The sequence below is a fragment of the Pseudomonas sp. efr-133-TYG-5 genome (genome assembly GCF_030209175.1).
Taxonomy (GTDB): Bacteria; Pseudomonadota; Gammaproteobacteria; order Pseudomonadales; family Pseudomonadaceae; genus Aquipseudomonas.
Genome location: NZ_JARVSM010000010.1, coordinates 186,121 through 207,228 on the forward strand (window position 1 = coordinate 186,121; position 21,108 = coordinate 207,228).

At 58.4% G+C, this 21,108-nt stretch carries 20 protein-coding genes and 1 pseudogene; 10 read left to right on the forward strand and 11 right to left on the reverse strand.

Annotated elements, in window-relative coordinates; translation table 11 throughout:
- Positions 1–10: 10 nt before the first annotated feature.
- Positions 11–1,063, reverse strand: coding sequence for a diguanylate cyclase (locus QRN70_RS27025; protein ID WP_285421002.1), 1,053 nt, complete (start codon positions 1,061–1,063; stop codon positions 11–13).
- Positions 1,064–1,210: 147 nt separating this feature from the next.
- A complete protein-coding gene (locus QRN70_RS27030) occupies positions 1,211–1,819 on the reverse strand; it encodes a TetR/AcrR family transcriptional regulator (RefSeq protein WP_285420907.1) in 609 nt (202 codons plus the stop codon).
- Between the two features lie 214 nt (positions 1,820–2,033).
- Between QRN70_RS27030 and QRN70_RS27035 the strand changes: the two genes are divergently transcribed.
- Positions 2,034–3,104, forward strand: coding sequence for an MBL fold metallo-hydrolase (locus QRN70_RS27035; RefSeq protein WP_285420908.1), 1,071 nt, complete (start codon positions 2,034–2,036; stop codon positions 3,102–3,104).
- A gap of 38 nt (positions 3,105–3,142) precedes the next feature.
- On the opposite strand, the gene QRN70_RS27040 is transcribed toward QRN70_RS27035, so the two are convergent.
- Together QRN70_RS27040 and QRN70_RS27045 are read right to left on the reverse strand one after the other, a co-directional pair.
- Positions 3,143–3,460: a helix-turn-helix domain-containing protein gene (locus QRN70_RS27040; RefSeq protein ID WP_285420909.1), complete on the reverse strand. Its 318-nt coding sequence runs from the start codon at positions 3,458–3,460 to the stop codon at positions 3,143–3,145.
- Positions 3,461–3,553: 93 nt separating this feature from the next.
- Positions 3,554–4,321, reverse strand: coding sequence for an AraC family transcriptional regulator (locus QRN70_RS27045; RefSeq protein ID WP_285420910.1), 768 nt, complete (start codon positions 4,319–4,321; stop codon positions 3,554–3,556).
- A 112-nt stretch (positions 4,322–4,433) separates the two neighbouring features.
- Here QRN70_RS27045 and QRN70_RS27050 point away from each other — a divergent pair, with 112 nt between their 5' ends.
- From QRN70_RS27050 to QRN70_RS27060, 3 genes are all read left to right on the forward strand, one after another.
- Positions 4,434–5,249 carry a sulfite exporter TauE/SafE family protein gene (locus QRN70_RS27050; protein WP_285420911.1) on the forward strand — a complete coding sequence of 272 codons (816 nt, stop codon included), beginning with the start codon at positions 4,434–4,436 and terminating at the stop codon, positions 5,247–5,249.
- 90 nt (positions 5,250–5,339) lie between these two features.
- A complete protein-coding gene (locus tag QRN70_RS27055) occupies positions 5,340–6,488 on the forward strand; it encodes a hypothetical protein (RefSeq protein WP_285420912.1) in 1,149 nt (382 codons plus the stop codon).
- A 126-nt stretch (positions 6,489–6,614) separates the two neighbouring features.
- Complete coding sequence (locus tag QRN70_RS27060; RefSeq protein ID WP_285420913.1) at positions 6,615–7,805, forward strand: hypothetical protein; 1,191 nt, start codon at positions 6,615–6,617, stop codon at positions 7,803–7,805.
- 3 nt (positions 7,806–7,808) lie between these two features.
- Here the strand turns inward: QRN70_RS27060 and QRN70_RS27065 are convergent, their stop codons facing one another.
- The 7 genes and pseudogenes from QRN70_RS27065 to QRN70_RS27095 all read right to left on the reverse strand — a co-directional run bounded on the left by QRN70_RS27065 (position 7,809) and on the right by QRN70_RS27095 (position 13,648).
- The gene (locus QRN70_RS27065) at positions 7,809–8,795 is read right to left on the reverse strand and encodes a hypothetical protein (protein WP_285420914.1); all 987 of its coding nucleotides are present in this window, start codon (positions 8,793–8,795) and stop codon (positions 7,809–7,811) included.
- Between the two features lie 58 nt (positions 8,796–8,853).
- On the reverse strand, positions 8,854–9,186 hold the full coding sequence (locus QRN70_RS27070; RefSeq protein ID WP_285420915.1) for a hypothetical protein: 333 nt from the start codon (positions 9,184–9,186) through the stop codon (positions 8,854–8,856).
- Positions 9,187–9,322: 136 nt separating this feature from the next.
- Positions 9,323–10,030 (reverse strand): HNH endonuclease, encoded by a 708-nt coding sequence (locus QRN70_RS27075; protein ID WP_350224507.1) that lies wholly within the window; start codon positions 10,028–10,030, stop codon positions 9,323–9,325.
- 122 nt (positions 10,031–10,152) lie between these two features.
- Positions 10,153–10,656 (reverse strand): annotated as a pseudogene (locus QRN70_RS27080) (BRO-N domain-containing protein); the annotation flags it as partial.
- Positions 10,657–10,845: 189 nt separating this feature from the next.
- A complete protein-coding gene (locus tag QRN70_RS27085; RefSeq protein ID WP_285420917.1) occupies positions 10,846–11,136 on the reverse strand; it encodes a hypothetical protein in 291 nt (96 codons plus the stop codon).
- Between the two features lie 435 nt (positions 11,137–11,571).
- Positions 11,572–12,822 (reverse strand): ribonucleotide-diphosphate reductase subunit beta, encoded by a 1,251-nt coding sequence (locus QRN70_RS27090; RefSeq protein ID WP_285420918.1) that lies wholly within the window; start codon positions 12,820–12,822, stop codon positions 11,572–11,574.
- Between the two features lie 565 nt (positions 12,823–13,387).
- A complete protein-coding gene (locus QRN70_RS27095; protein ID WP_285420919.1) occupies positions 13,388–13,648 on the reverse strand; it encodes a DUF2790 domain-containing protein in 261 nt (86 codons plus the stop codon).
- A gap of 472 nt (positions 13,649–14,120) precedes the next feature.
- On the opposite strand from QRN70_RS27095, the gene acs reads away from it, so the two are divergent.
- The 6 genes from acs (at position 14,121) to QRN70_RS27125 (ending at position 20,962) form a co-directional block, all read left to right on the forward strand.
- Positions 14,121–16,076 (forward strand): acetate--CoA ligase, encoded by a 1,956-nt coding sequence (gene acs, locus QRN70_RS27100; protein WP_096795023.1) that lies wholly within the window; start codon positions 14,121–14,123, stop codon positions 16,074–16,076.
- A 730-nt stretch (positions 16,077–16,806) separates the two neighbouring features.
- A complete protein-coding gene (gene aotJ, locus QRN70_RS27105; protein ID WP_285420920.1) occupies positions 16,807–17,580 on the forward strand; it encodes an L-arginine-binding protein AotJ in 774 nt (257 codons plus the stop codon).
- Between the two features lie 91 nt (positions 17,581–17,671).
- Positions 17,672–18,361 carry an ABC transporter permease gene (locus QRN70_RS27110; protein WP_065261785.1) on the forward strand — a complete coding sequence of 230 codons (690 nt, stop codon included), beginning with the start codon at positions 17,672–17,674 and terminating at the stop codon, positions 18,359–18,361.
- Positions 18,358–19,056: an ABC transporter permease gene (locus QRN70_RS27115; RefSeq protein ID WP_285420921.1), complete on the forward strand. Its 699-nt coding sequence runs from the start codon at positions 18,358–18,360 to the stop codon at positions 19,054–19,056. The genes QRN70_RS27110 and QRN70_RS27115 overlap by 4 nt, the downstream gene beginning before the upstream one ends.
- Position 19,057: 1 nt before the next feature.
- Positions 19,058–20,170, forward strand: a complete 1,113-nt coding sequence (locus tag QRN70_RS27120; RefSeq protein ID WP_285420922.1) for a M14 family metallopeptidase — start codon at positions 19,058–19,060, stop codon at positions 20,168–20,170.
- A gap of 27 nt (positions 20,171–20,197) precedes the next feature.
- Entirely contained in the window at positions 20,198–20,962 is a 765-nt protein-coding gene (locus QRN70_RS27125; protein ID WP_003227281.1) for an ABC transporter ATP-binding protein, read from the forward strand.
- Positions 20,963–21,108 lie beyond the last annotated feature (146 nt).

Sequence of the window (21,108 nt, forward strand, 5' to 3'; positions counted from 1 at the left end):
ACAAGTTTTGTCAGGCCGTGGAGCGGCTCAACGCTACGCTGATCGTGTTACGGCCTGTGTGCTTGGCGGTGTACAACGCCTTGTCAGCATCATCCAGCCAGGCGAGTGCATCCGGGTAGCCAGTGTGCAAGCGTGCCAGTCCGATGCTGAGGCTGACGCGCAGCTCTGGGACATCAGGATGGCGGTATTGATTCAACGCCTGACGCAGTTTTTCCATCAGCGCCTCGGCCTTGCTCGGAGGCAGGTTGGGCAGAATCACGCAGAATTCATCACCACCGTAGCGGCCGGCCGGTTCACTTTCAGCGAGCAGTGATTTCAGCTCGCGGCTCAACTGCTGCAACACTGCGTCGCCGACGATATGCCCGTAACTGTCATTGATCACTTTGAAGTGGTCGATATCGATCAGTGCCAGGGTGGCCTGGTTGTTACGCTCGCGGCATTGCGCGAATTTCAGGTGCAGCAGGTCTTTCCAGGCGCCGTGGTTGAGCAGGCCGGTGAGGCTGTCGGTGCGGCTCAGGGCGCTGAGCGTGCGTTTGTGTTCAGCGAGTTTGATGGCCAGGCGGTAGCAGACCATGCCCAGCGCCAGTGGATAAAGCGTCAGCATTGGCAGGCAGGCCCATACCTGCACTTGCGTCGCCGTCAGGGTGAACTGGACGCCGAATATCGACCAGCCCAGCAGCACCCCGATCAATTGCGCCAGCGCCCCGAGCATGAACAGGCGCTGGCCGCCGGCGGCAACGTTGTTCATGGTCATCATCGACAGGATGGTCACGCTGGTCAGCGGATTGAACTGGAAACACGCCGTCCAGAAACCGCCGAAGACTGAATCGTAGAGCAGGTTGCGCCGTTCGGCGCGGTAGGGAAATGCCGAGCGCGTTGACCACTGATAGGCCAGATGCGGCCAGACGAAACCGTTGAACAGTAACAACGCCCAGAGCCAGGCCGGCATATTCAGCGGGTACAGCGCGGCAGCGACGCTGAACAGGCCGATGCCCAGACCGATGGCTCGGGGGAGGTAGATGCGCCTGGCGAATGACAAGCCCTTGCCGCGTTGGTTTTCCATGATCTTCTGCGCCAGATTCATTCTGAAACACTTTGCAGTGCACGACTCAGCCTGACCGTTCATCGGCCAAGTGGCCGACATTGTCATTTATTCCAGCGCGAATATTCAGTGTCCTTGTGAGCCATTTAACCGTGGCGCAGGCGCGGTCTAGAGCTGATAACAGGCGAGGAACATGTCCAGTGCTGCGTCGACTACGGTGTTTTGCGTGGCGTTGTCCAGTGTCGGTTGGCCCAGGGAAATCTGCGGCCAGAAGGCAAATGACTTGAGCAGGCCCTGCAGCTGATGAGCGGCGAACTCCGGGTCTACCGGTTTCAGGCGCCCGTCGGCCTGGGCGGCGCGAATCCACACGGTCACGCTTTCCTCACGCTCGCTCATGCGCGCCACCATGTTCTGCGCGCGTTCCGGGGAGTGAATGGTGGCAGCGATGGCGACCCGTGCCAGATCGAGGAAATTGTCGTCCGCCATCATCTGCAACTTGCCGAGCAGCATATGACGCAGCTGCTCGCGCAGCGGCTGGTCGGGCTGGTAGGCCGAGGCCTGCTCAGTGCTGATCCGCGTCCACAATTGGTTGAGAATTTCCGCGAACAGCTCTTCCTTGCTGGGGAAGTGGTTGTACACGGTACGCTTCGACACCCCGGCGGTGGCCGCGATCCTGTCCATGCTGGTGATCTCGAAACCGTTGCTGCGGAATTCGCTGATCGCCGCCTGGATGATGGCTTCGCGTTTGCGGTCGGTGAGGCGCTGTGGAGCTGTCATAAGTTCGATTCGGCAGGAAAAAGGGAAAATTACACTCGGCAGTTTACTTGTCATCCGCTTTGATGCAACCTAGAAAGTACACCGGTCAGTGTAATGTTGCCTTAATCGGTGCCACCTAAAACCAGATGTCCGGCTGATGCGTGCATGCCTTGGCCATTTATCGTCCCACTGTGGAAAACCGTGAATTGCGCGGTTTTTCTGGAGTCATTCAGTTATGGCCAAGCCAAATTCCTCCGTGGACAATTTCCCTGCAAAGACTGCGACAGCGCCTGAGGCCTCCCGCCAGGACCAGGGGCTGTTCCGCAATCATGCGCCGGTGCAGCGTGAGGGCGTGCGCAAGATGCTGCGCATCATGTGGAACATGATCTTCCACAAACCGCGCAACACCCGGCCCGCCGCCGCGATTCCGGTGCAACCCCTGAAACTCGCCGACCTGATGGCCGCGCCCAATCACAGCGTCTACCGCCTCGGTCACTCGACCCTGCTGTTGAAGATGCAGGACAAATTCTGGATCACCGACCCGGTGTTCGCCGAGCGCGCCTCGCCGGTGCAATGGGCCGGGCCGAAACGTTTCCACCAGCCACCGATCAGCATCGATGAGTTGCCGCCGATCGAAGCGGTGATCCTGTCGCACAACCACTACGACCACCTCGACTATGAGGCGGTGTTGAAACTGGCGGACAAGGTCAACGTCTTCCTCACCCCGTTGGGCGTCGGCGACACCCTGGTCAAGTGGGGCATCGCTGCCGGCAAAGTGCGCCAGTTCGACTGGTGGCAGGGCACCGAAGTCGCCGGCATCCGCTTCGTTGCCACCCCTTCGCAGCACTTTTCCGGCCGCGGCCTGTTCGACAGCAACAGCACCTTGTGGGCGTCGTGGGTGATGATCGACGGCGACACCCGCATCTTCTTCAGCGGCGACAGCGGCTACTTCGACGGCTTCAAGCGCATCGGCGAACAGTTCGGCCCGTTCGACCTGACGCTGATGGAAACCGGCGCCTACAACGTCGAATGGCCGCACGTGCACATGCAACCGGAAGAAACCCTGCAAGCCCACCTCGATCTCAAGGGCCGCTGGCTGTTCCCGATCCACAACGGCACCTTCGACCTGGCGATGCACGCCTGGCACGAACCCTTCGACCGTATCCTCGCCCTCGCCTGGGAACGCAGCGTGTCGATCACCACTCCGCAAATGGGCGAGGCGTTTAACCTGGCCCAACCGCAACGAGGCAGTGCCTGGTGGATGGCGGTTGAAGGGGAGAGTGAGGCGGTGGTGCAGGGGGTCTGAATCGCCACTGTGGGTTCGCCTCCTAGAGGCGAACCCGGTCAATCCGCCAACGCATATTCCCCGCGTCCCACCGGCTCCGCAGTCGAGTTGCGCATGTTCGCGTTACGCCCCGGCGCGAATCCCGGGAAGAACACCAGCCCCTGCGCTTCGAAGCGATACGCCAGCGCCAGGCGCGGCGCATCCGCGACTTCCTGTTGCGCCTCGAAGCGCTGGATGTCGTCTGCTGAGACGCCCGCTTCCCGCGACAGCTGTTCCACGCTCCAGCCCAGCATCGCTCGGGCCTGGGCGCAATGGGTCGGGGTGAACTGGAAAAGGGCGATACGTTCGAGGATGAGGTTCATCGCGGAAGAGGCCATGGTGTGCTCCGGGCTCGAGAGTGCTGATGGAAAATGTACTGTGTTTTTGTACAGTTGTTTTCGGCCGGGATCAAACGCATTTTTTGATTTGCCCTACTTCGCCGCCTCCAACCAGACGGACGGTGCCTGACCGAGGATGCGGCGAAACATCGTCGAGAACGCCGCCGGGCTGTCATAGCCGAAATCGAGGGCAATCCGCGTCACCGCTTCCCCGGCCGCCAGCCGTGCCAAGGCCTGCACTACGCAGGCGCGCTGGCGCCATTGGCTGAAACTCAGCCCGGTCTGCTGGCGGAACAGTCTGTTGAAGGTGCGTAAGCTTACGTGTAGCGCCTGCGCCCATTGCAGTGGTGGCAGGTGTGCGTTCGGCTGATGCAGAAATTTCTGACACAGTTCGAGCAGTCTTCCGTCAGACGGCAGCGGGATGTGCAACGGCAGCGGCGCACTGCGCAGCAGTTCATGCAGCAACAGCTCCATCAGCGCAGCATCGCGGCCATTCAGCTCATAGATCAGCGGCACATCCACCGCGTCCATCAGCAAATGCCGCATCAGCGGCGACACACTGATCACCTGGCAGCGCTCGCCCAGATCGACCGTGCCCGGTTCGATATACAGACTGCGCGTGCTGACCCCGAGCATCAGCACTTCATGCGCCACCCCCGGCGGAATCCACACCGCCCGCTGCGGTGGCACCACCCAGTTGCCATCATGGCTGCGAACCTGCATCACCCCAGTCGCGCCGTAGAGCAACTGCGCGCGCCGGTGTGTGTGAAATGGCAGCAGGTGGCCGTGGGAATAATCGGTGCCGATCGCCACCACTGGGCGTGGTGTGTCATCCAGCTGATTGATCGAAACATTGCGCATCGGACAGCACCCGGCACTTGGCGTAAATACAAACATTATTGGCTGACTTGCTGACGCCGGCCAAGTCGTCGCGCTCTATCGTCGAGGGCTCACTCCCAATGGACGACGCGCCATGTTCTATATCCTGCTGACTTTCTTTGGCTGCCTGACCGGCATCAGTGCCGTGCTCTTCGGTTTCGGCGGCGGCTTCGTCGTCGTGCCGTTGCTCTATCGCCTGCTCCTTGCCGCGCACGGTGCCGACGACCCCATCGGCCAATCGGCCATGCACATCGCCGTGGCCACCTCGACTTGCGTGATGATCGTCAACGCCTTGATCGCCACCGACAAACATCGCCGCGCCGGCAACCTGATTCGCGATTACCTGTGGCCACTCGGCGGGTTCATCGGCCTGGGTGCCATCGTCGGCGCGATTGCGGCGGTGTGGGTCAGTGGCGACGTCATTCGCTACGTTTTCATCGCCTACCTTGGCATCACCCTCATCGATTGCTTGCTCAGACGCGGATTTCTTACACGCACCGAGGGCGGTATCCCACGCCAATTGGGTCGGACGGAAATGTCCGGCGGCGGTGTAGGCATCGGCGCTATCGCCACGTTCCTCGGTGTAGGAGGAAGCGTCATGACCGTGCCGTTATTGCGCCGCTGTGGGCTGAGCATGTCTCAGGCCACGTCGATGGCCAATCCTTTGAGCGTACCGGTCGCGTTGGCCGGGACGATTACCTACATGGCCATGGCCGGCTTCGGCAACGCGGGTTTGGGCACATGGTTTGTCGGGTACGTGGATCTGCTGGCGTTTGCGGCGCTGACGGCGGGGTCGTTGCTGGGGATTCGTTTGGCGACGCCATGGATCGGACGGATACCGGATCGGCTGCATGCGTGGGTGTATGTTGCGCTGCTGGCAATCGTGTTGATCAGCATGTGCGTGAGTTGACACGCAAGCCGCTCGATTCTTCGGCGCAACGTCTACATAATCCACGCCTGCTTTTCGTTGGCAGTGGTTCTTTTATTCAAGGATGAAGTGATGTTCCGAGGACTCTCACGGCTGTTCGCTGTTCTTTTACTCTCGGGATGGTTTGTCTCGACAGCAACCTGGGCCGACAACGGTGCGAGGGTGTATAGCGGCACTCTGGGTAAAGCGCCCATCGTCGTCGAAATAAATCCTCGTACGGGAGAGGGTCGTTACTTCTATAAGAAGTACCGCAAGGACCTGCCACTTGACGGCGCCTTGGAAGGGGAAACACTGGTGCTGGAAGAAGGTTCGCGGATGGAAGACTCGCACCCGACCCTTCGTCTGCAGCCGGAAGTTGATGGTTGGCGTGGCGAGTGGACAAGTACCACCGGTAAAACCCTGAAGATCGAGCTGCAGCCAGCCGTCATTCCCGAAGTCCCCGCCGACGCCTTGCCCTTCTTAGCCATGCTTCACGACAAGTACCCTTACGACTATCTGCGGCTGCAAGGCGTCGTACTCCGCAAGGGCAAGATCGACACTTTCATGGGTTACACGCTGCAGTGGTGGAGTGAACCGCAGACAGGTGCTTCTCTGTTTGAAGTGGTCTCCGGTTACTCCCTCGAAGAGCGTCAGCGTATCAACCAACATTTGATGGCGCGTTTGTGGAGCGAGGTCCTGGCGTCTTATGGCTGTTCCGGAAGTTACGCGCAGTGGAGCCAGCCATTGTGGATGTCGCCGACAGTGATGAGTGTGCGGATTGCATCGGACTACTACTGTGGCGGCGCCTATCCGGATCAAAATAACGATGCGCTTAACATCGACACCAGGACGGGCAAACTGCTGACCCTGGATGATGTTCTGTGGGTGGGGCAGGGTAAAAAGTTGCACTTCGAGCAACAGGGCGACTTCAGCGAGGGGGCGTCTGGCTCGTCCGAGACTTGGTCGAACTATCGCACGACGGAACTGGCGCCCTGGCTGGTCGCGCAGTTTCTGAAACTTTATCCCAGTGAAATGACCGTTACCCCCGAGGGTGAGAACGACTGCGGCTACGACGAGAATGATCGCTGGCGATTCCCGGGTTGGCACTTCACGGAACAGGGCATCAAAATCGATCCATCCTATCCGCATGTTGCGGCGGTCTGCGGATTCGTCGACTGGAGCGTTCTGCCATACAACATCGTCAAACAGCATCCGGGCGGTGTGGCATTGCAACTACCGTGAGATAACACGACATTTCGACGGCCGATTCTCGATCAGCGGGCACGACCTCGCCATAATCCGCCACGAACTTTCCAGCGCCGGCAGTCAGACTGCGGCGCAACTTCCAACTCATTCAGGGACCGATTCATGCACAAGGGACTGCTGCGCCTGGCGCCATATGCCGCGGCGCTGTTCACATTGATTTCCTCCGCCCAGGCCGATGATGGCCGGCGCGTATTCACTGGCACATTGGGCAAGACGTCGATTGTCGTGGAGCTCAATACCACGCAGCAGGACGAAGTCACCGGTCGCTATTTCTACGAGAAATATCACCGCGATCTCGCACTCAGCGGTTCGCTGCAAGACAGCACGTTAAACCTGGTTGAAGGCAACAACCGTTACGGCGATGACAAACCATTGCCGACGTTGAAACTCGAAGAAACGGCCGATGGCTGGCAGGGCGAATGGCAAAGTCCGCAGGGCAAGAAACTGCCGGTGAAACTCTCCGAGGCCAAACTTCCCGCACCAGACTCAGCCACTTTGCCGTTGATTACTGCGCTGCGAAACGGCGAGCCTTACGAGTATTTGCGCCTGCAGGGACTCAAACTGAAACCGACGAAGAAAGAAAACTTCATGGGCTACGACCTGCAATGGTGGGCGGAGCCTGAAACGAAAATTTCGCTGTTCAGTGTGGAGTCGGGATTGGCGAAAGATGATCAGCGGCGCGTTAATCAACAGTTGCTCGGACGTCTGTGGAATGAAGTCATCAGCTATCACAGCTGCCAGTTGGACGGTGGGGAAAACGTCGAATTCATGCAGCAGGCAGAACCGAAAATGATCTCGCCAGCCGTGGTCAGCCTGAATATTTCCACCAGCTATTACTGCGGCGGCGCGCACCCCGACTTTGGTGATTCACCGCTCAACATTGACGTGAAAACTGGCCATCCGCTGTCCCTCGAAGACGTGCTGTGGGTCGGCGAGGGCAAGCCACTGCTGCATGCCGAGCGCGACAGCCTGGGGGATAAACCGCTGAGCAGCGATGAAAGTAACGCGCGATATCAGTATGTAAGCAAAGAATTGGTGCCTTGGGTGATCCAGCAATTCACCGCGCTGTATCCCACGCAAATGAAGAAACCGACGCAAGAGGACGACTGCAATTTCACCGATGAAAGCGTCTGGGGTTCTTCACCGTGGTACTTCACCGCGAAGGGTTTGTACCTGGGCGCCTACTTCGCTCGCGTACAACGCTCTTGCGACAGACCGGACTGGTCGATCCTGCCGTACTCTGTCGTCAGGCAGCACCCTGGCGCTGTCAAACTGCAACTGCCACAAGGCTGACCGTCACTCCAGGCCCGGTGCTTCACGAATAATGAAGTGATCCAGGTTGTCGATATTGGCATTGAAGACCTCGAAAGGTTTTTCGGGGTTCTTCTTGCCCGGCACCTGTTTCAACTCCGGCGTCACCCCATAAAAGAAACAGAACAACGCCTTATCGCTATCAACGGCGTGTTTGATCTCTTGCAGAAACGCTTTGCGCTTGCGGTAGTTGTCGATCAGCTTTTTATTGAGATAAACGCTGACCGGATAAGGCTTCTTCTTGCTGTCTTCGGGCTTCTTGAACCAGACCTTGTCCTCGAAATCGATGCGGAAACTGGCGCTGTGGAAGTCCTCGATCTTCTTGATCCGCCCCCAGTAAATCAGCCCCTTGTTGTCCGTCAGATACTCGATCTTCTTGAAGAACGACCCATAAGGCGCCGTGTGCTCGCCAATCTTCAACGGCATGCGTTTGAGCAACTCCTTGTCGGCGAAGTTCGACACAAAACACTCCACCGGATGGGCGAACACACTGGTCTTGTCCGGCGCCGTGTCTCGACTGGGCGACTCTTTGCCACCGTCCGCCGTCACCCGCACCGGATCATCCCGCAACACATCCACAGCCTCTACGGGCGCAATAGGCTTGCGCACATACTCACGCCGCGTCAGTAACAATTCCGAAGGGAAATGTTCTTCGCGCCCGTCGTCCGTTTCGCCATCCACCGTCTCAACCCCAGACCCCGACGCCTTCACACCCACATACGGACACCCGGCCACATGTTGCGTCGTGGGCAGATTCTTGAAGTGCGGCGTGCGCACGTAATTCACGTTCTTGGCGTTGAATGTGCCCAACTCATTCGACGCATCAAACGCCGAACGACAGGCATCGTTGGGACACTGGAAATGCTCTTTGGCCGAATCGAACGCCACCGTCTCATCGAAATTGAGATCGCGAACGTCATAGATCGACAACTTGTCGTCGAGGCTGAGGCAGTAGGCGAGATCGAATTTCATGGTGGGGCTCGGGTCCTTGAGTGGGGGAGGGGGTATTAATAGCGGGAGGCGGGGCGGGTTACCAGTAGTGGATCTCGCCACCCAGCATTAACAGAACAGCCATAAAACCGAGATTGCCAAAAAGGAAGGGCAGAATCGTAATGACGATTTGAATCACAACCGCAATTTTAAAGCCGACGGACAGGCCGTAACGTTTCCAATAAATGACATGCAGCACCATCGTCAAAGCGTTGGACACCCAGACGGCACCGATGGCCATGATTTCGTTTTTTTGGGCGATGCGCAGGGCCATCATTAGTAGGCCGAAAAATACGATGAGGAATGAGACGATCAAGAGTCGCGATGGATCTGACTTGATTGAGTTGGCTGGTGGCATTTGATGTTCATCCATGTGTGTGCTCGAGAGTGCTCTCGTTCACGGTAAGCGTTGTTCAGCAGCACGCAAAATTGTGGCGAGGGCGCTTGCTCCCGCTGGGCTGCGGAACTGCCCCAAAACCAACAAATGCGGTGAACGAGGTAGGCCGCAATTATTCCTTTTCTAGTCTTCCAACGTTGTCATAAAGCCAAGCAGTGAAATCCTCTCTGTCATCCGAATGGTGGCAACGCTGGTGACAGTTGGGACACAACGCCACAACATTCGAAGGAAGGTCCGAGCCCTCTTGCGACATATGTTTAACGTGATGCGCTTCCAGAAACGGTTTCCCATTCTTTTTAAATGGTGCTGGTTCGCCACAGCCTTCGCACTTCCCATTGGCCTGCTGACGAACCCAGCCCCTCAATTCAGGATCGCGAAAGTAAGTCTTTCTGGTGGACTCGGTCCAAACAGGATTCTTTATCCCTTTTGGGATGTATAGGAATGGTTGGCGCTCAAATTTGGCCGCCCGCTGCTCTAGCTTTTCTTCGTCCGCCGTCGGATCAGAGTCCTCAGGAGTAGCAACTTTGGAAGCATCGAGCGCTGTACGAATGCTCCGCGCAACATTAGCGCCGACATTCTTGGCAGGTTTGTAACCCTTAATAGGTTCACGGCCCAACTCGACCATGACTGAAGAAATGTTCTGCATCCGAAATTCGATAGAGCTCTTGGTTCGGTCAGCCAGTACGCCCTCGCGAAGTACGCGGTTCTCGTGGGCCTTGTTGTATGCCTGTTCTTTCTGTTCACACGACCACATCCGGAGATAGGCATCGACCGCCGCCTGAATCTCTACGTCACTCCAGTCGCTGTTACTTTTTTCCATAACCATACAGTCGCCGAGGGTTGAAAACCCTCGGACGATACTGAGTGGCCATTACTGCTGTCCACGAAAATTCCTACAAAAAATAGCGACGGATCCTGCATTTGATCCTGCAAGCGAATCGCTTACCCCATTGAGTACTTCGAAGACTGAAACGCGTGGGCGAGCCTCCGCCAGCAAGGCTTCGTCGCGTTAGTTTTTCGCGGTATAACAGATAAAGCATGTCCCGCAGCCGATTCCAACCTTCGTTCTGCCAATGCAACAAGCTCAGATACATCTCCGGCCAATCCAACAAACTCAACATTGGCCGACCTGGATGTCCCAGGCGTTCGGCGTCGCGCAGGGCCGGTACCACGCTTACGCAACAATCGATTGCCCGAAACGTAGTGATACACCAATAACGCGCCCACACTGGATTCGCTGAGCAACAGTTGCTTTTCGGGTTGCCGGAAATACTCAATCCACAAAACGCGACGCTGATCCTTATCCAGTTTATTGACCATGCGTTCGTTTAGATGGAAACCCATCAAACGGCCGATATCGCGTGCGCAGAACCAGGGTTGGTTTTCGAGTAGAAGGGCATGAAGAGCGAGGTTTTGGCGAGAGTAGACACTTACAGAAAGAGGATCGGGCTACGTGGGGCGTTTCTTGGGCACGTGCAATTCCGCTTAGAGGTGCTTGTGGTGGGTATCAATGCGGAAGCGGCTGTAACTGCTGTAGGAGGTTTAGAACCGTAATGTAGGGAAGGGATCATCATCTGTCATGGAATTAAAAGGCCCTGATCGAATCAGGGCTTGTTGCTCTTTTCGATTGCGAGTTTATAGCTCCGCAAAAATCACCATCATGCGACTATCTCCGGGGCGATAACCCGGCCGGGGATCATGAAAAATAGCTCCCGAAGTTTTCAAGTCACATATTTTATTTAGCTCACAAAAATCCCATTCATGACCTGGAGTTACATGCCCTCCATGTGTCTGAAAGCAGCAAAGCATTTCTTTTCCATTGCGAGTAATTCCCACGGCATGCGGTTCTACTACTCTCGCAATTCCGCTGTATGTGAACGTCAAAACCTGATGATTACTGATAGCGTCAATAATTGTTTGCTTCATGCGAATTACTCAGTAGTGATTATAGAGCGGGACAGTCGCCTGTCCCGCACGGTTAGGCTTTCACAAAAAACAGAAAGGACGCCCGTCCTTGCGAAAGACGTCTTTTCCACTGCGCCAGTGCTTAAAGCTCATACAGAAAACAACTCTGTATCCTGGCGGTGCCACCGGATACTCGTTCATGACGAATTCTCCGACGTGAGGCCGTTGTAACCGTCCGAAAGATGTCTATAATCACTTCGCGCATTTTCCCAATGCATCGTGATCTGAGTTCTTCCAGTCACGGCCCGCACCATCGGGCTTCTGTTCAATGGTGCGGTCAAGACCCGCAGCAATCGTTGGCGCGATTGCTGCGGGTTTCTTGTTTCTGCGTTCTGAATAACAGTCTTTTGATATTTTTATGGCCCTGCTGCAATTGGAGCAGCAGGGCCATATCAATCAATCCCAGCTCAACGCACCACCAGTCTGATACTCGATCACACGAGTCTCAAAGAAATTCTTCTCTTTCTTCAAGTCCATGATCTCGCTCATCCAAGGGAACGGGTTGGTCGTGCCTGGGTACTCTTCCTTCAAACCGATCTGCGACAGGCGACGGTTGGCGATGAACTTCAGGTAGTCCTCCATCATCGCCGCGTTCATGCCCAGTACGCCGCGAGGCATGGTGTCGCGGGCGTATTCGATTTCCAGTTGCGTACCCTGCAGGATCATCTGGGTCGCTTCTTCCTTCATGTCGGCGTCCCACAGGTGTGGGTTTTCGATTTTGATCTGGTTGATCACGTCGATGCCGAAGTTCAGGTGCATGGATTCGTCGCGCAGGATGTACTGGAACTGCTCGGCGACGCCGGTCATTTTGTTGCGGCGGCCCATGGAGAGGATCTGGGTGAAGCCGCAGTAGAAGAAGATGCCTTCCAGAACGCAGTAGTAGGCGATCAGGTTGCGCAGCAGTTCTTTGTCGGTGTCCGGGGTGCCGGTTTCGAACTTCGGATCGGAGATCGAACGGGTGTATTTCAGGCCCCAGGCTGCCTTTTTGGCGACAGACGGGATCTCGTGGTACATGTTGAAGATCTCGCCTTCATCCATGGCCAGCGATTCGATGCAGTATTGGTAGGCGTGGGTGTGGATCGCCTCTTCGAACGCCTGGCGCAGGATGTACTGGCGGCATTCCGGGTTGGTGATCAGGCGGTACACGGCCAGGACCAGGTTGTTGGCAACCAGGGAGTCGGCGGTGGAGAAGAAGCCGAGGTTGCGCATCACGATGCGGCGCTCGTCGTCGGTCAGGCCTTCCGGGTTTTTCCAGAGGGCGATGTCGGCGGTCATGTTGACTTCTTGCGGCATCCAGTGGTTTGCGCAGCCGTCCAGGTACTTCTGCCAGGCCCAGTCGTACTTGAATGGCACGAGCTGGTTGAGGTCGGCGCGGCAGTTGATCATGCGCTTTTCGTCAACGGCGACGCGGGCGGAGGCGCCTTCGAGTTCGGCGAGGCCTTCGGCGACGTCGAGGGAATCCAGTGCAGCCTTGGCGCGGGCCACCGCAGCCGAGTCATCGGCGGTCACGGCGCGGGCTTCCAGCGCGGCGGCACCGCCGGCGCTGTCGAGGCGGTCCATGTTGGCTTCAGTGGCGTGGCCGGCGTTGGCGCCTTTCACTGCTGCTACTTCACTGTCTTCTTTGTCGAATTCGTCCCAGCTCAGCATGACGTGTCGTCTCCTGCGTGAGGGCCTGTCGCCCCGTGTGAAACCTGATGGGTTGGTGGTTCACACGGTCGTACAGACCGCGTTGGATCTTAAGGAATCGTTTTTTGCGGCAGCCAAGGCAGGCAATAAAACAGAATTTTGTACGGGTTTCCGAGAGCCTCTGACGGGCGCAGATCAGCGTTGACGCTGCTGCGGGGCTTCAGAATGGCTTTTGCTCCCTGTAAGGGAATATTGCTGACCCGATTAGGGCGGCATTATAGGGAAAAAAACACGGGCGTGGGGGAGGGCGAAACACCGCAGGGCGTTCGATTGGCCGGGTGATTTCGATCGGAGCGAGGGTTTACAGGGCTTTCGCTGGGATTGGCCTGCGAGAATTTTTTTTCATTAATTTTTTTGCGAGGCTTCGGTTGCTCAAGAAATGAGCAAAAAACCGGGTTTTTCACTATATCTTGTGTTTTGCAACCCTTTTGAGCGACTCCAGACACAACTGAGCCCGACCGAAGCCGGGCTGGAATCGACCCTCAAATGAAGCGCTGAGCGATCCGATCCGGTGCAGTCTCAAGCATCAATTGGTGCAGCCGTTGCCCATGATGCTGTAGCGCAGGATATGACGCTGGCCATGGGAATCGTCGTACTCCATTTTGGCCGGTACGACTTCGCAGACATTCGGAACTTCGCTCATCGAAACAACTTTGGCGATGTCCAGGTGGGTGGAGTAAGTGTATTCCTCGATTACCGGTTGTTGCTGTGCGACATCAGTCGGGACCTCGTCTGCCATGGCGGTTGCGCACAGACTGCTGAGGGCCAGAACCAATAAAGCTTTCATTTCAGATTTACCTTTTTGAGGTCGAGTGGGGTCACGCAACCTTTATGGGGTTGCGTGTGTAACTTCATCGTTTGCAATTACTGCGGAGAGCTGGATTAACGGCCTTCGTGGGGGCTGTAACGTTGTTAATCGCTTTGCCTTGTCGGCGAGGTGAATTTTAAGGAGGTGGGGTAGGGGTAAACAGGTGGGGTTTTGATAAACACTTTTGGCGGTTTTGGTAACAATCGGTGGAAATCGCCTGGGCCAGGTTTGCCGGTGATGCGTTTTGCCTGGATGACCGAGTCGCCTGAATCGCTGGCAAGCCAGCTCCCACAGGGGTTGTGGGAGATTGGAGCAAGCAGCGCGCGGCTTGCGCCAGGGGTAACTGGATGTTTTGTAGGGGCTTGTTACTACCATCGTCGAATGGTTCTATGGGCCCGGCCCGGCTACAACGGGGTCATACAAAAACAACTATTACACCGAGGTAGGAAAGATGAGTGCGGCTTCTCTGTATCCCGTTCGTCCCGAGGTTCTGGCCAATACGCTGACTGACGAGGCGACCTACAAAGCCATGTACCAACAGTCGGTCGTCAACCCTGACGGCTTCTGGCGCGAGCAAGCCAAGCGCCTCGACTGGATCAAGCCTTTCACCACGGTGAAGCAGACCTCGTTCGACGATCACCATGTCGACATCAAGTGGTTCGCCGACGGCACCCTCAACGTGTCCTACAACTGCCTCGACCGGCACCTGGCCGAGCGCGGCGATCAGGTCGCGATCATCTGGGAAGGCGACGATCCTTCCGAAAGCCGCAACATCACCTACCGCGAACTGCATGAGCAGGTCTGCAAGCTCGCCAACGCCCTGCGTGGCCAGGACGTGCACCGCGGCGACGTGGTGACGATCTATATGCCGATGATCCCCGAAGCCGTGGTCGCCATGCTGGCCTGCACCCGGATCGGCGCGATTCACTCGGTAGTGTTCGGCGGTTTCTCGCCCGAAGCCCTGGCCGGTCGCATCATCGACTGCCGCTCCAAGGTCGTCATCACCGCCGACGAAGGCATCCGCGCCGGCAAGAAGATTTCCCTCAAGGCCAACGTCGACGACGCCCTGACCAACCCGGAAACCAGCAGCATCCAGAAAGTCATCGTGTGCAAGCGCACCGGTGGCGACATCAAGTGGAACCAGCATCGCGACATCTGGTACGAAGACCTGATGAAAGTCGCCGGCACCGTCTGCGCGCCGAAAGAGATGGGCGCCGAAGAAGCGCTGTTCATTCTTTATACCTCCGGCTCCACCGGCAAACCGAAGGGCGTGCAGCACACCACCGGCGGTTACCTGCTGTATGCGGCGATGACCCACGAGCGCGTGTTCGACTACCGTCCGGGCGAAATCTACTGGTGCACCGCCGACGTCGGCTGGGTCACCGGTCACTCCTACATTGTCTACGGCCCGCTGGCCAACGGCGCGACCACGCTGCTGTTCGAAGGCGTGCCGAACTACCCGGACATCACCCGGGTGGCGAAGATCGTCGACAAGCACAAGGTCAACATCCTCTACACCGCGCCGACCGCGATCCGCGCGATGATGGCCTCCGGCACCGCTGCCGTTGAGGGCGCCGATGGCAGCAGCCTGCGCCTGCTCGGTTCGGTGGGCGAGCCGATCAACCCGGAAGCCTGGGACTGGTACTACAAGAACGTCGGCAAGTCGCGTTGCCCGATCGTCGACACCTGGTGGCAGACCGAAACCGGCGGCAACATGATGAGCCCGCTGCCCGGCGCGCACGCGCTCAAGCCCGGTTCGGCAGCGCGTCCGTTCTTCGGCGTGGTGCCGGCGCTGGTCGACAACCTCGGCAACATCATCGAGGGCGAGGCCGAGGGCAACCTGGTGATTCTCGATTCGTGGCCGGGTCAGGCGCGTACGCTGTACGGCGACCATGACCGCTTCGTCGACACCTACTTCAAGACCTTCCGTGGCATGTACTTCACCGGTGACGGCGCGCGTCGCGATGCCGACGGCTACTACTGGATCACCGGGCGCGTGGACGACGTGCTCAACGTCTCCGGCCACCGCATGGGGACTGCCGAGATCGAGAGCGCAATGGTCGCTCACCCGAAAGTCGCCGAAGCGGCGGTGGTCGGTGTGCCGCACGACATCAAGGGCCAGGGCATTTATGTCTACGTCACCCTGAAGAATGGCGAGGAACCGAGCGAGCAGTTGCGCCTGGAGTTGAAGAACTGGGTGCGCAAGGAGATCGGCCCGATTGCTTCGCCGGACGTGATCCAGTGGGCGCCGGGGCTGCCGAAGACTCGTTCGGGCAAGATCATGCGGCGGATCCTGCGCAAGATCGCCACGGCTGAGTACGACGGGTTGGGGGATATCTCGACCCTGGCCGATCCGGGTGTGGTGCAGCATCTGATCGATACGCACAAGACCATGAACGTCGCGTAAGCGGCGGGTCTGAAGGCTGAAAAGCCCCGTCCGGCATCGCGCCGGGCGGGGCTTTTTTGTTGTCTGTGGTTGATGGGGTGTCAGTGCCGGCCCCTTCGCTGGCAAGCCAGCTCCCACAGGATTGTGGTGAAAAGATATCTTCAGCACGGCTGAGATCGTGTGGGAGCTGGCTGCCAGCGAAAGCGGTTGGTCATGCGAAGTGGCAACCCTGGGTCGACAGGCAAAATCAGCAACCAATAATTATCGAATTGTTCTGTCAGCCCATTCCCACTGTTACCCGTCGACCTTCAAGTAACTGAATGTGTAACCGCGCGCCCCGCAGCGGGGCGAAGGGAAACGCAACGCCCCGTTTTAGAGCCGCAAAACCCCCGGTGAAAAATAAGACATAACGCTGCGCTTGCCGGATTAGAAGGGTTTGCGAATAATAGGCCCGCAATTTGCAGCATAGATCGGTTCACTGTCTTTCGCTCTTGCATGAAATTGCAAGGCTGTCAATGTGCTCAAGCAGGTTTCTCGGTGCATCTGTAATTAGTTGTCGCATTGAAGAAATATCGGCTTCGGGCCTGTCGTTAGAATGCCGATCACTCGCTCGTCGTGGCTCGTGTTGAAATCGCTTCGGGTTTCAATGGGAATTTCCCACGGATGCAGCACTGCTTTCCCGATTCACCCATTCGCATATTGGGCTGTCGCTCACTCTGCCGTTTTTGCCCTTTACCGATGGAGTCCCAAGATGAAGAAACTTGTGCTGCTTGGCGCCCTGGCACTGTCCGTGCTGTCGCTGAATTCCTTCGCTGATGAAAAACCTCTGAAGATCGGTATCGAAGCGGCTTACCCTCCGTTCGCTTCCAAAGCACCGGACGGCAGCATCGTCGGTTTCGACTACGACATCGGCAACGCCCTGTGTGAAGAAATGAAGGTCAAGTGCCAGTGGGTCGAGCAAGAGTTCGACGGTCTGATCCCGGCGCTGAAAGTGCGCAAGATCGACGCGATCCTGTCGTCCATGTCGATCACTGAAGACCGCAAGAAGTCCGTGGACTTCACCAACAAGTACTACAACACCCCGGCCCGTCTGGTGATGAAGCAAGGCACCGTGGTCAGCGATGGCCTGGCTGAGCTCAAGGGCAAGAACATCGGCGTGCAACGTGGTTCGATCCACGAGCGTTTCGCCCGCGAAGTCCTCGCCCCGCTGGGTGCCGAGATCAAACCGTACGGCTCGCAGAACGAAATCTACCTCGACGTGGCTGCCGGTCGTCTCGACGGTACCGTGGCTGACGCCACCCTGCTGCAAGATGGCTTCCTGAACACCGACGCCGGCAAAGGCTTCGCGTTCGTCGGCCCGCAGTTCACCGACGTCAAATACTTCGGCGACGGCGTCGGCATCGCCGTGCGCAAGGGCGATGCCCTGAAAGACAAGATCAACACGGCGATCGCGGCGATTCGCGAGAACGGCAAATACAAGCAAATCCAGGACAAGTACTTCGCCTTCGATATCTACGGCAAGTAATTCGTCCCGGCGACAAGTCAGAAATGGCGCAAGCAACAGGATCTCTGCGGTTTGCGCCATTTTTTCATCCCAACTTTCGAGGACCTGAATCATGTTGAAAGGCTACGGGGCTGTCATCCTCGATGGCGCATGGCTGACGCTTCAGCTCGCCCTGTCTTCCATGGCCCTGGCCATCGTTCTCGGGCTGATCGGTGTCGCGTTGCGCCTGTCGCCAGTGCGTTGGCTGGCCTGGCTGGGTGACCTGTATTCCACGGTGATCCGCGGGATTCCCGACCTGGTGCTGATCCTGCTGATCTTCTACGGCGGTCAGGACTTGCTCAACCGCGTCGCACCCATGCTCGGCTATGACGAATACATCGACCTGAACCCGCTGGCCGCCGGTATCGGCACCCTCGGTTTCATCTTCGGTGCGTACCTCTCGGAAACTTTCCGTGGCGCGTTCATGGCAATCCCCAAGGGCCAGGCCGAAGCCGGCATGGCGTACGGCATGAGCAGCTTTCAGGTGTTCTTCCGCGTGCTGGTGCCGCAGATGATTCGACTGGCGATCCCGGGCTTCACCAACAACTGGCTGGTGTTGACCAAGGCCACCGCGCTGATTTCCGTGGTCGGTCTGCAAGACATGATGTTCAAGGCCAAGCAGGCGGCCGACGCCACCCGCGAGCCTTTCACCTTCTTCCTCGCAGTGGCGGCGATGTACCTGGTGATCACCAGTGTCTCGTTGCTGGCGCTGCGTCACCTTGAGAAGCGCTACTCGGTAGGCGTAAGGGCGGCTGATCTATGATCTTCGACTACAACGTCATTTGGGAGGCCCTGCCGCTGTACCTCGGCGGCCTGGTGACCACCCTCAAACTGCTCGCGCTGTCGCTGTTTTTCGGTCTGCTGGCGGCGTTGCCGCTGGGCCTGATGCGCGTCTCGAAGAACCCGGTCGTCAACATGACGGCGTGGCTCTACACCTACGTGATCCGCGGCACGCCGATGCTGGTGCAGCTGTTCCTGATCTACTACGGCCTGGCCCAGTTCCAGGCGGTGCGCGAAAGCTTCCTCTGGCCGTGGCTGTCCAGCGCGACGTTCTGCGCCTGCCTGGCCTTCGCGATCAACACCAGCGCCTACACCGCCGAAATCATCGCCGGCAGCCTCAAGGCCACGCCGAACGGCGAGATCGAAGCCGCCAAGGCCATGGGCATGTCGCGCTTCAAGATGTACAAGCGCATCCTGCTGCCGTCGGCCCTGCGCCGGGCGCTGCCGCAGTACAGCAACGAAGTGATCATGATGCTGCAGACCACCAGTCTGGCGTCCATCGTGACCCTGATCGACATCACCGGCGCGGCCCGTACCGTCAACGCGCAGTTCTACCTGCCGTTCGAGGCGTACATCACCGCTGGCGTGTTCTACCTGTGCCTGACCTTCATTCTGGTGCGCCTGTTCAAGCTGGCCGAACGGCGCTGGCTGAGCTACCTGGCCCCGCGGAAGCACTGATATGGAACGCATCGACCACGTATTGCCGTGGAGCCACCTGGGCAGCGAGCGCAAGATCTCGGTCTTGCGATTCGGTCATGGCGAGCGCAAGGCTTACATCCAGGCCAGCCTGCACGCCGACGAACTGCCCGGCATGCGCACCGCCTGGGAGCTGAAAAAACGCCTCGGCGAACTCGAAGCCCAAGGCCTGCTCAACGGTGTGATCGAGCTGGTGCCGGTGGCCAACCCGCTGGGTCTTGGCCAGTTGCTGCAAGGCAATCACCAGGGGCGTTTCGAGGCCGGCAGCGGCAAGAACTTCAACCGCGACTTCGTCGAGCTCAGCGCCCCGGTTGCGGCGGCGCTGGCCGGCAGGCTGGGTGACGATCCGCACGCCAACATCCGTCTGATCCGCCAGGCAATGGCCGATCATCTGGCGGCATTGCCCGAGGCGAGCAGCCAGTTGCAAGGCATGCAGCGCGTGCTGCTCAGCCACGCCTGCACCGCCGACGTGGTGCTCGATCTGCACTGCGACGCCGAAGCCGCGCTGCACATGTATGCGCTGCCGCAGCACTGGCCGCAGTGGCGTTCGCTGGCCGCGCATCTGAATGTGAAGGTCGGTTTGCTGGCGGAAGATTCCGGCGGCAGCTCCTTCGACGAAGCCTGTTCGCTGCCGTGGCTGCGGCTGTCGCGCCTGTTCCCCGACGCGCAGATTCCCCTGGCATGCCTGGCGACCACCATCGAACTCGGTGGTCAGGCCGACACCGGCCGGGCGGACGCCGAGGCGTATGCTCAAGGCATCCTGGCGTTCCTCGCCGAGCAGGGCCTGATCAGCGGCGAGTGGCCGCAGGCGGCGCACGAACCGTGTGAAGGCATGCCGTTCGAGGGCACCGAGCTGCTGCTCGCGCCACACCCCGGTGTGGTGAGTTTCCTGCGCAAGCCTGGCGAATGGGTCGAGGCCGGCGACGAGATTTTTGAAGTGATCGATCCGCTGTCCGATCGGGTCAGCACGGTGTGTGCTGGTACGTCCGGGGTGCTGTTTGCCATTGAACGGCTGCGTTATGCCCAACCCGGTTTCTGGCTGGCCAAGGTGGCGGGGCGCGAAGCGCTGCGTCACGGGCGCTTGCTCAACGACTGACTGACTGTTTTTGTGAGAACCGACCGCATGTACAAACTTGAAGTCCAAGACCTGCATAAACGCTATGGCAGTCACGAAGTGCTCAAGGGCGTGTCCCTGAAAGCGGCAGCCGGCGATGTGATCAGCATCATCGGCTCCAGTGGCTCCGGCAAAAGTACTTTCCTGCGCTGCATCAACCTGCTCGAGCAGCCGCACGCCGGGAAGATCCTGCTCAACAACGAAGAGCTCAAGCTCGTCGCGAACAAGGACGGCGCGCTGAAAGCCGCTGATCCGAAGCAGCTGCAACGCATGCGCTCGCGCCTGTCGATGGTGTTTCAGCACTTCAACCTGTGGTCGCACATGACCGCGCTGGAAAACATCATGGAAGCGCCGGTGCATGTTCTCGGTGTGTCCAAGGCCGAAGCCCGCGAGAAGGCCGAGCATTACCTGAACAAGGTGGGGGTGGCTCACCGCAAGGATGCGTTCCCGGGCCACATGTCCGGTGGCGAGCAGCAGCGTGTGGCGATTGCCCGTGCGCTGGCGATGGAGCCGGAAGTGATGCTGTTCGACGAACCGACCTCGGCGCTCGATCCGGAGCTGGTCGGCGACGTGCTGAAAGTCATGCAGGCCCTGGCCCAGGAAGGCCGCACCATGGTCGTGGTGACGCACGAAATGGGCTTTGCCCGTGAAGTGTCGAACCAGCTGGTGTTCCTGCACAAAGGCGTCGTCGAAGAAAGCGGCAACCCGCGCGAAGTGCTGGTCAATCCGCAATCGGAACGTCTGCAGCAATTCCTGTCGGGCAGCCTCAAGTAATCGCTGCCGTTATGCACCAGATTAGGTCATGCTGCGCGACCTAGAGATCGACGCCAATCCCTGTGGGGGCTGGCTGGCCAGCGAAAGCGGTAGGCCAGATTGCCTATCTGGTGCAGACAAACCGCCATCGCTGGCAAGCCAGCTCC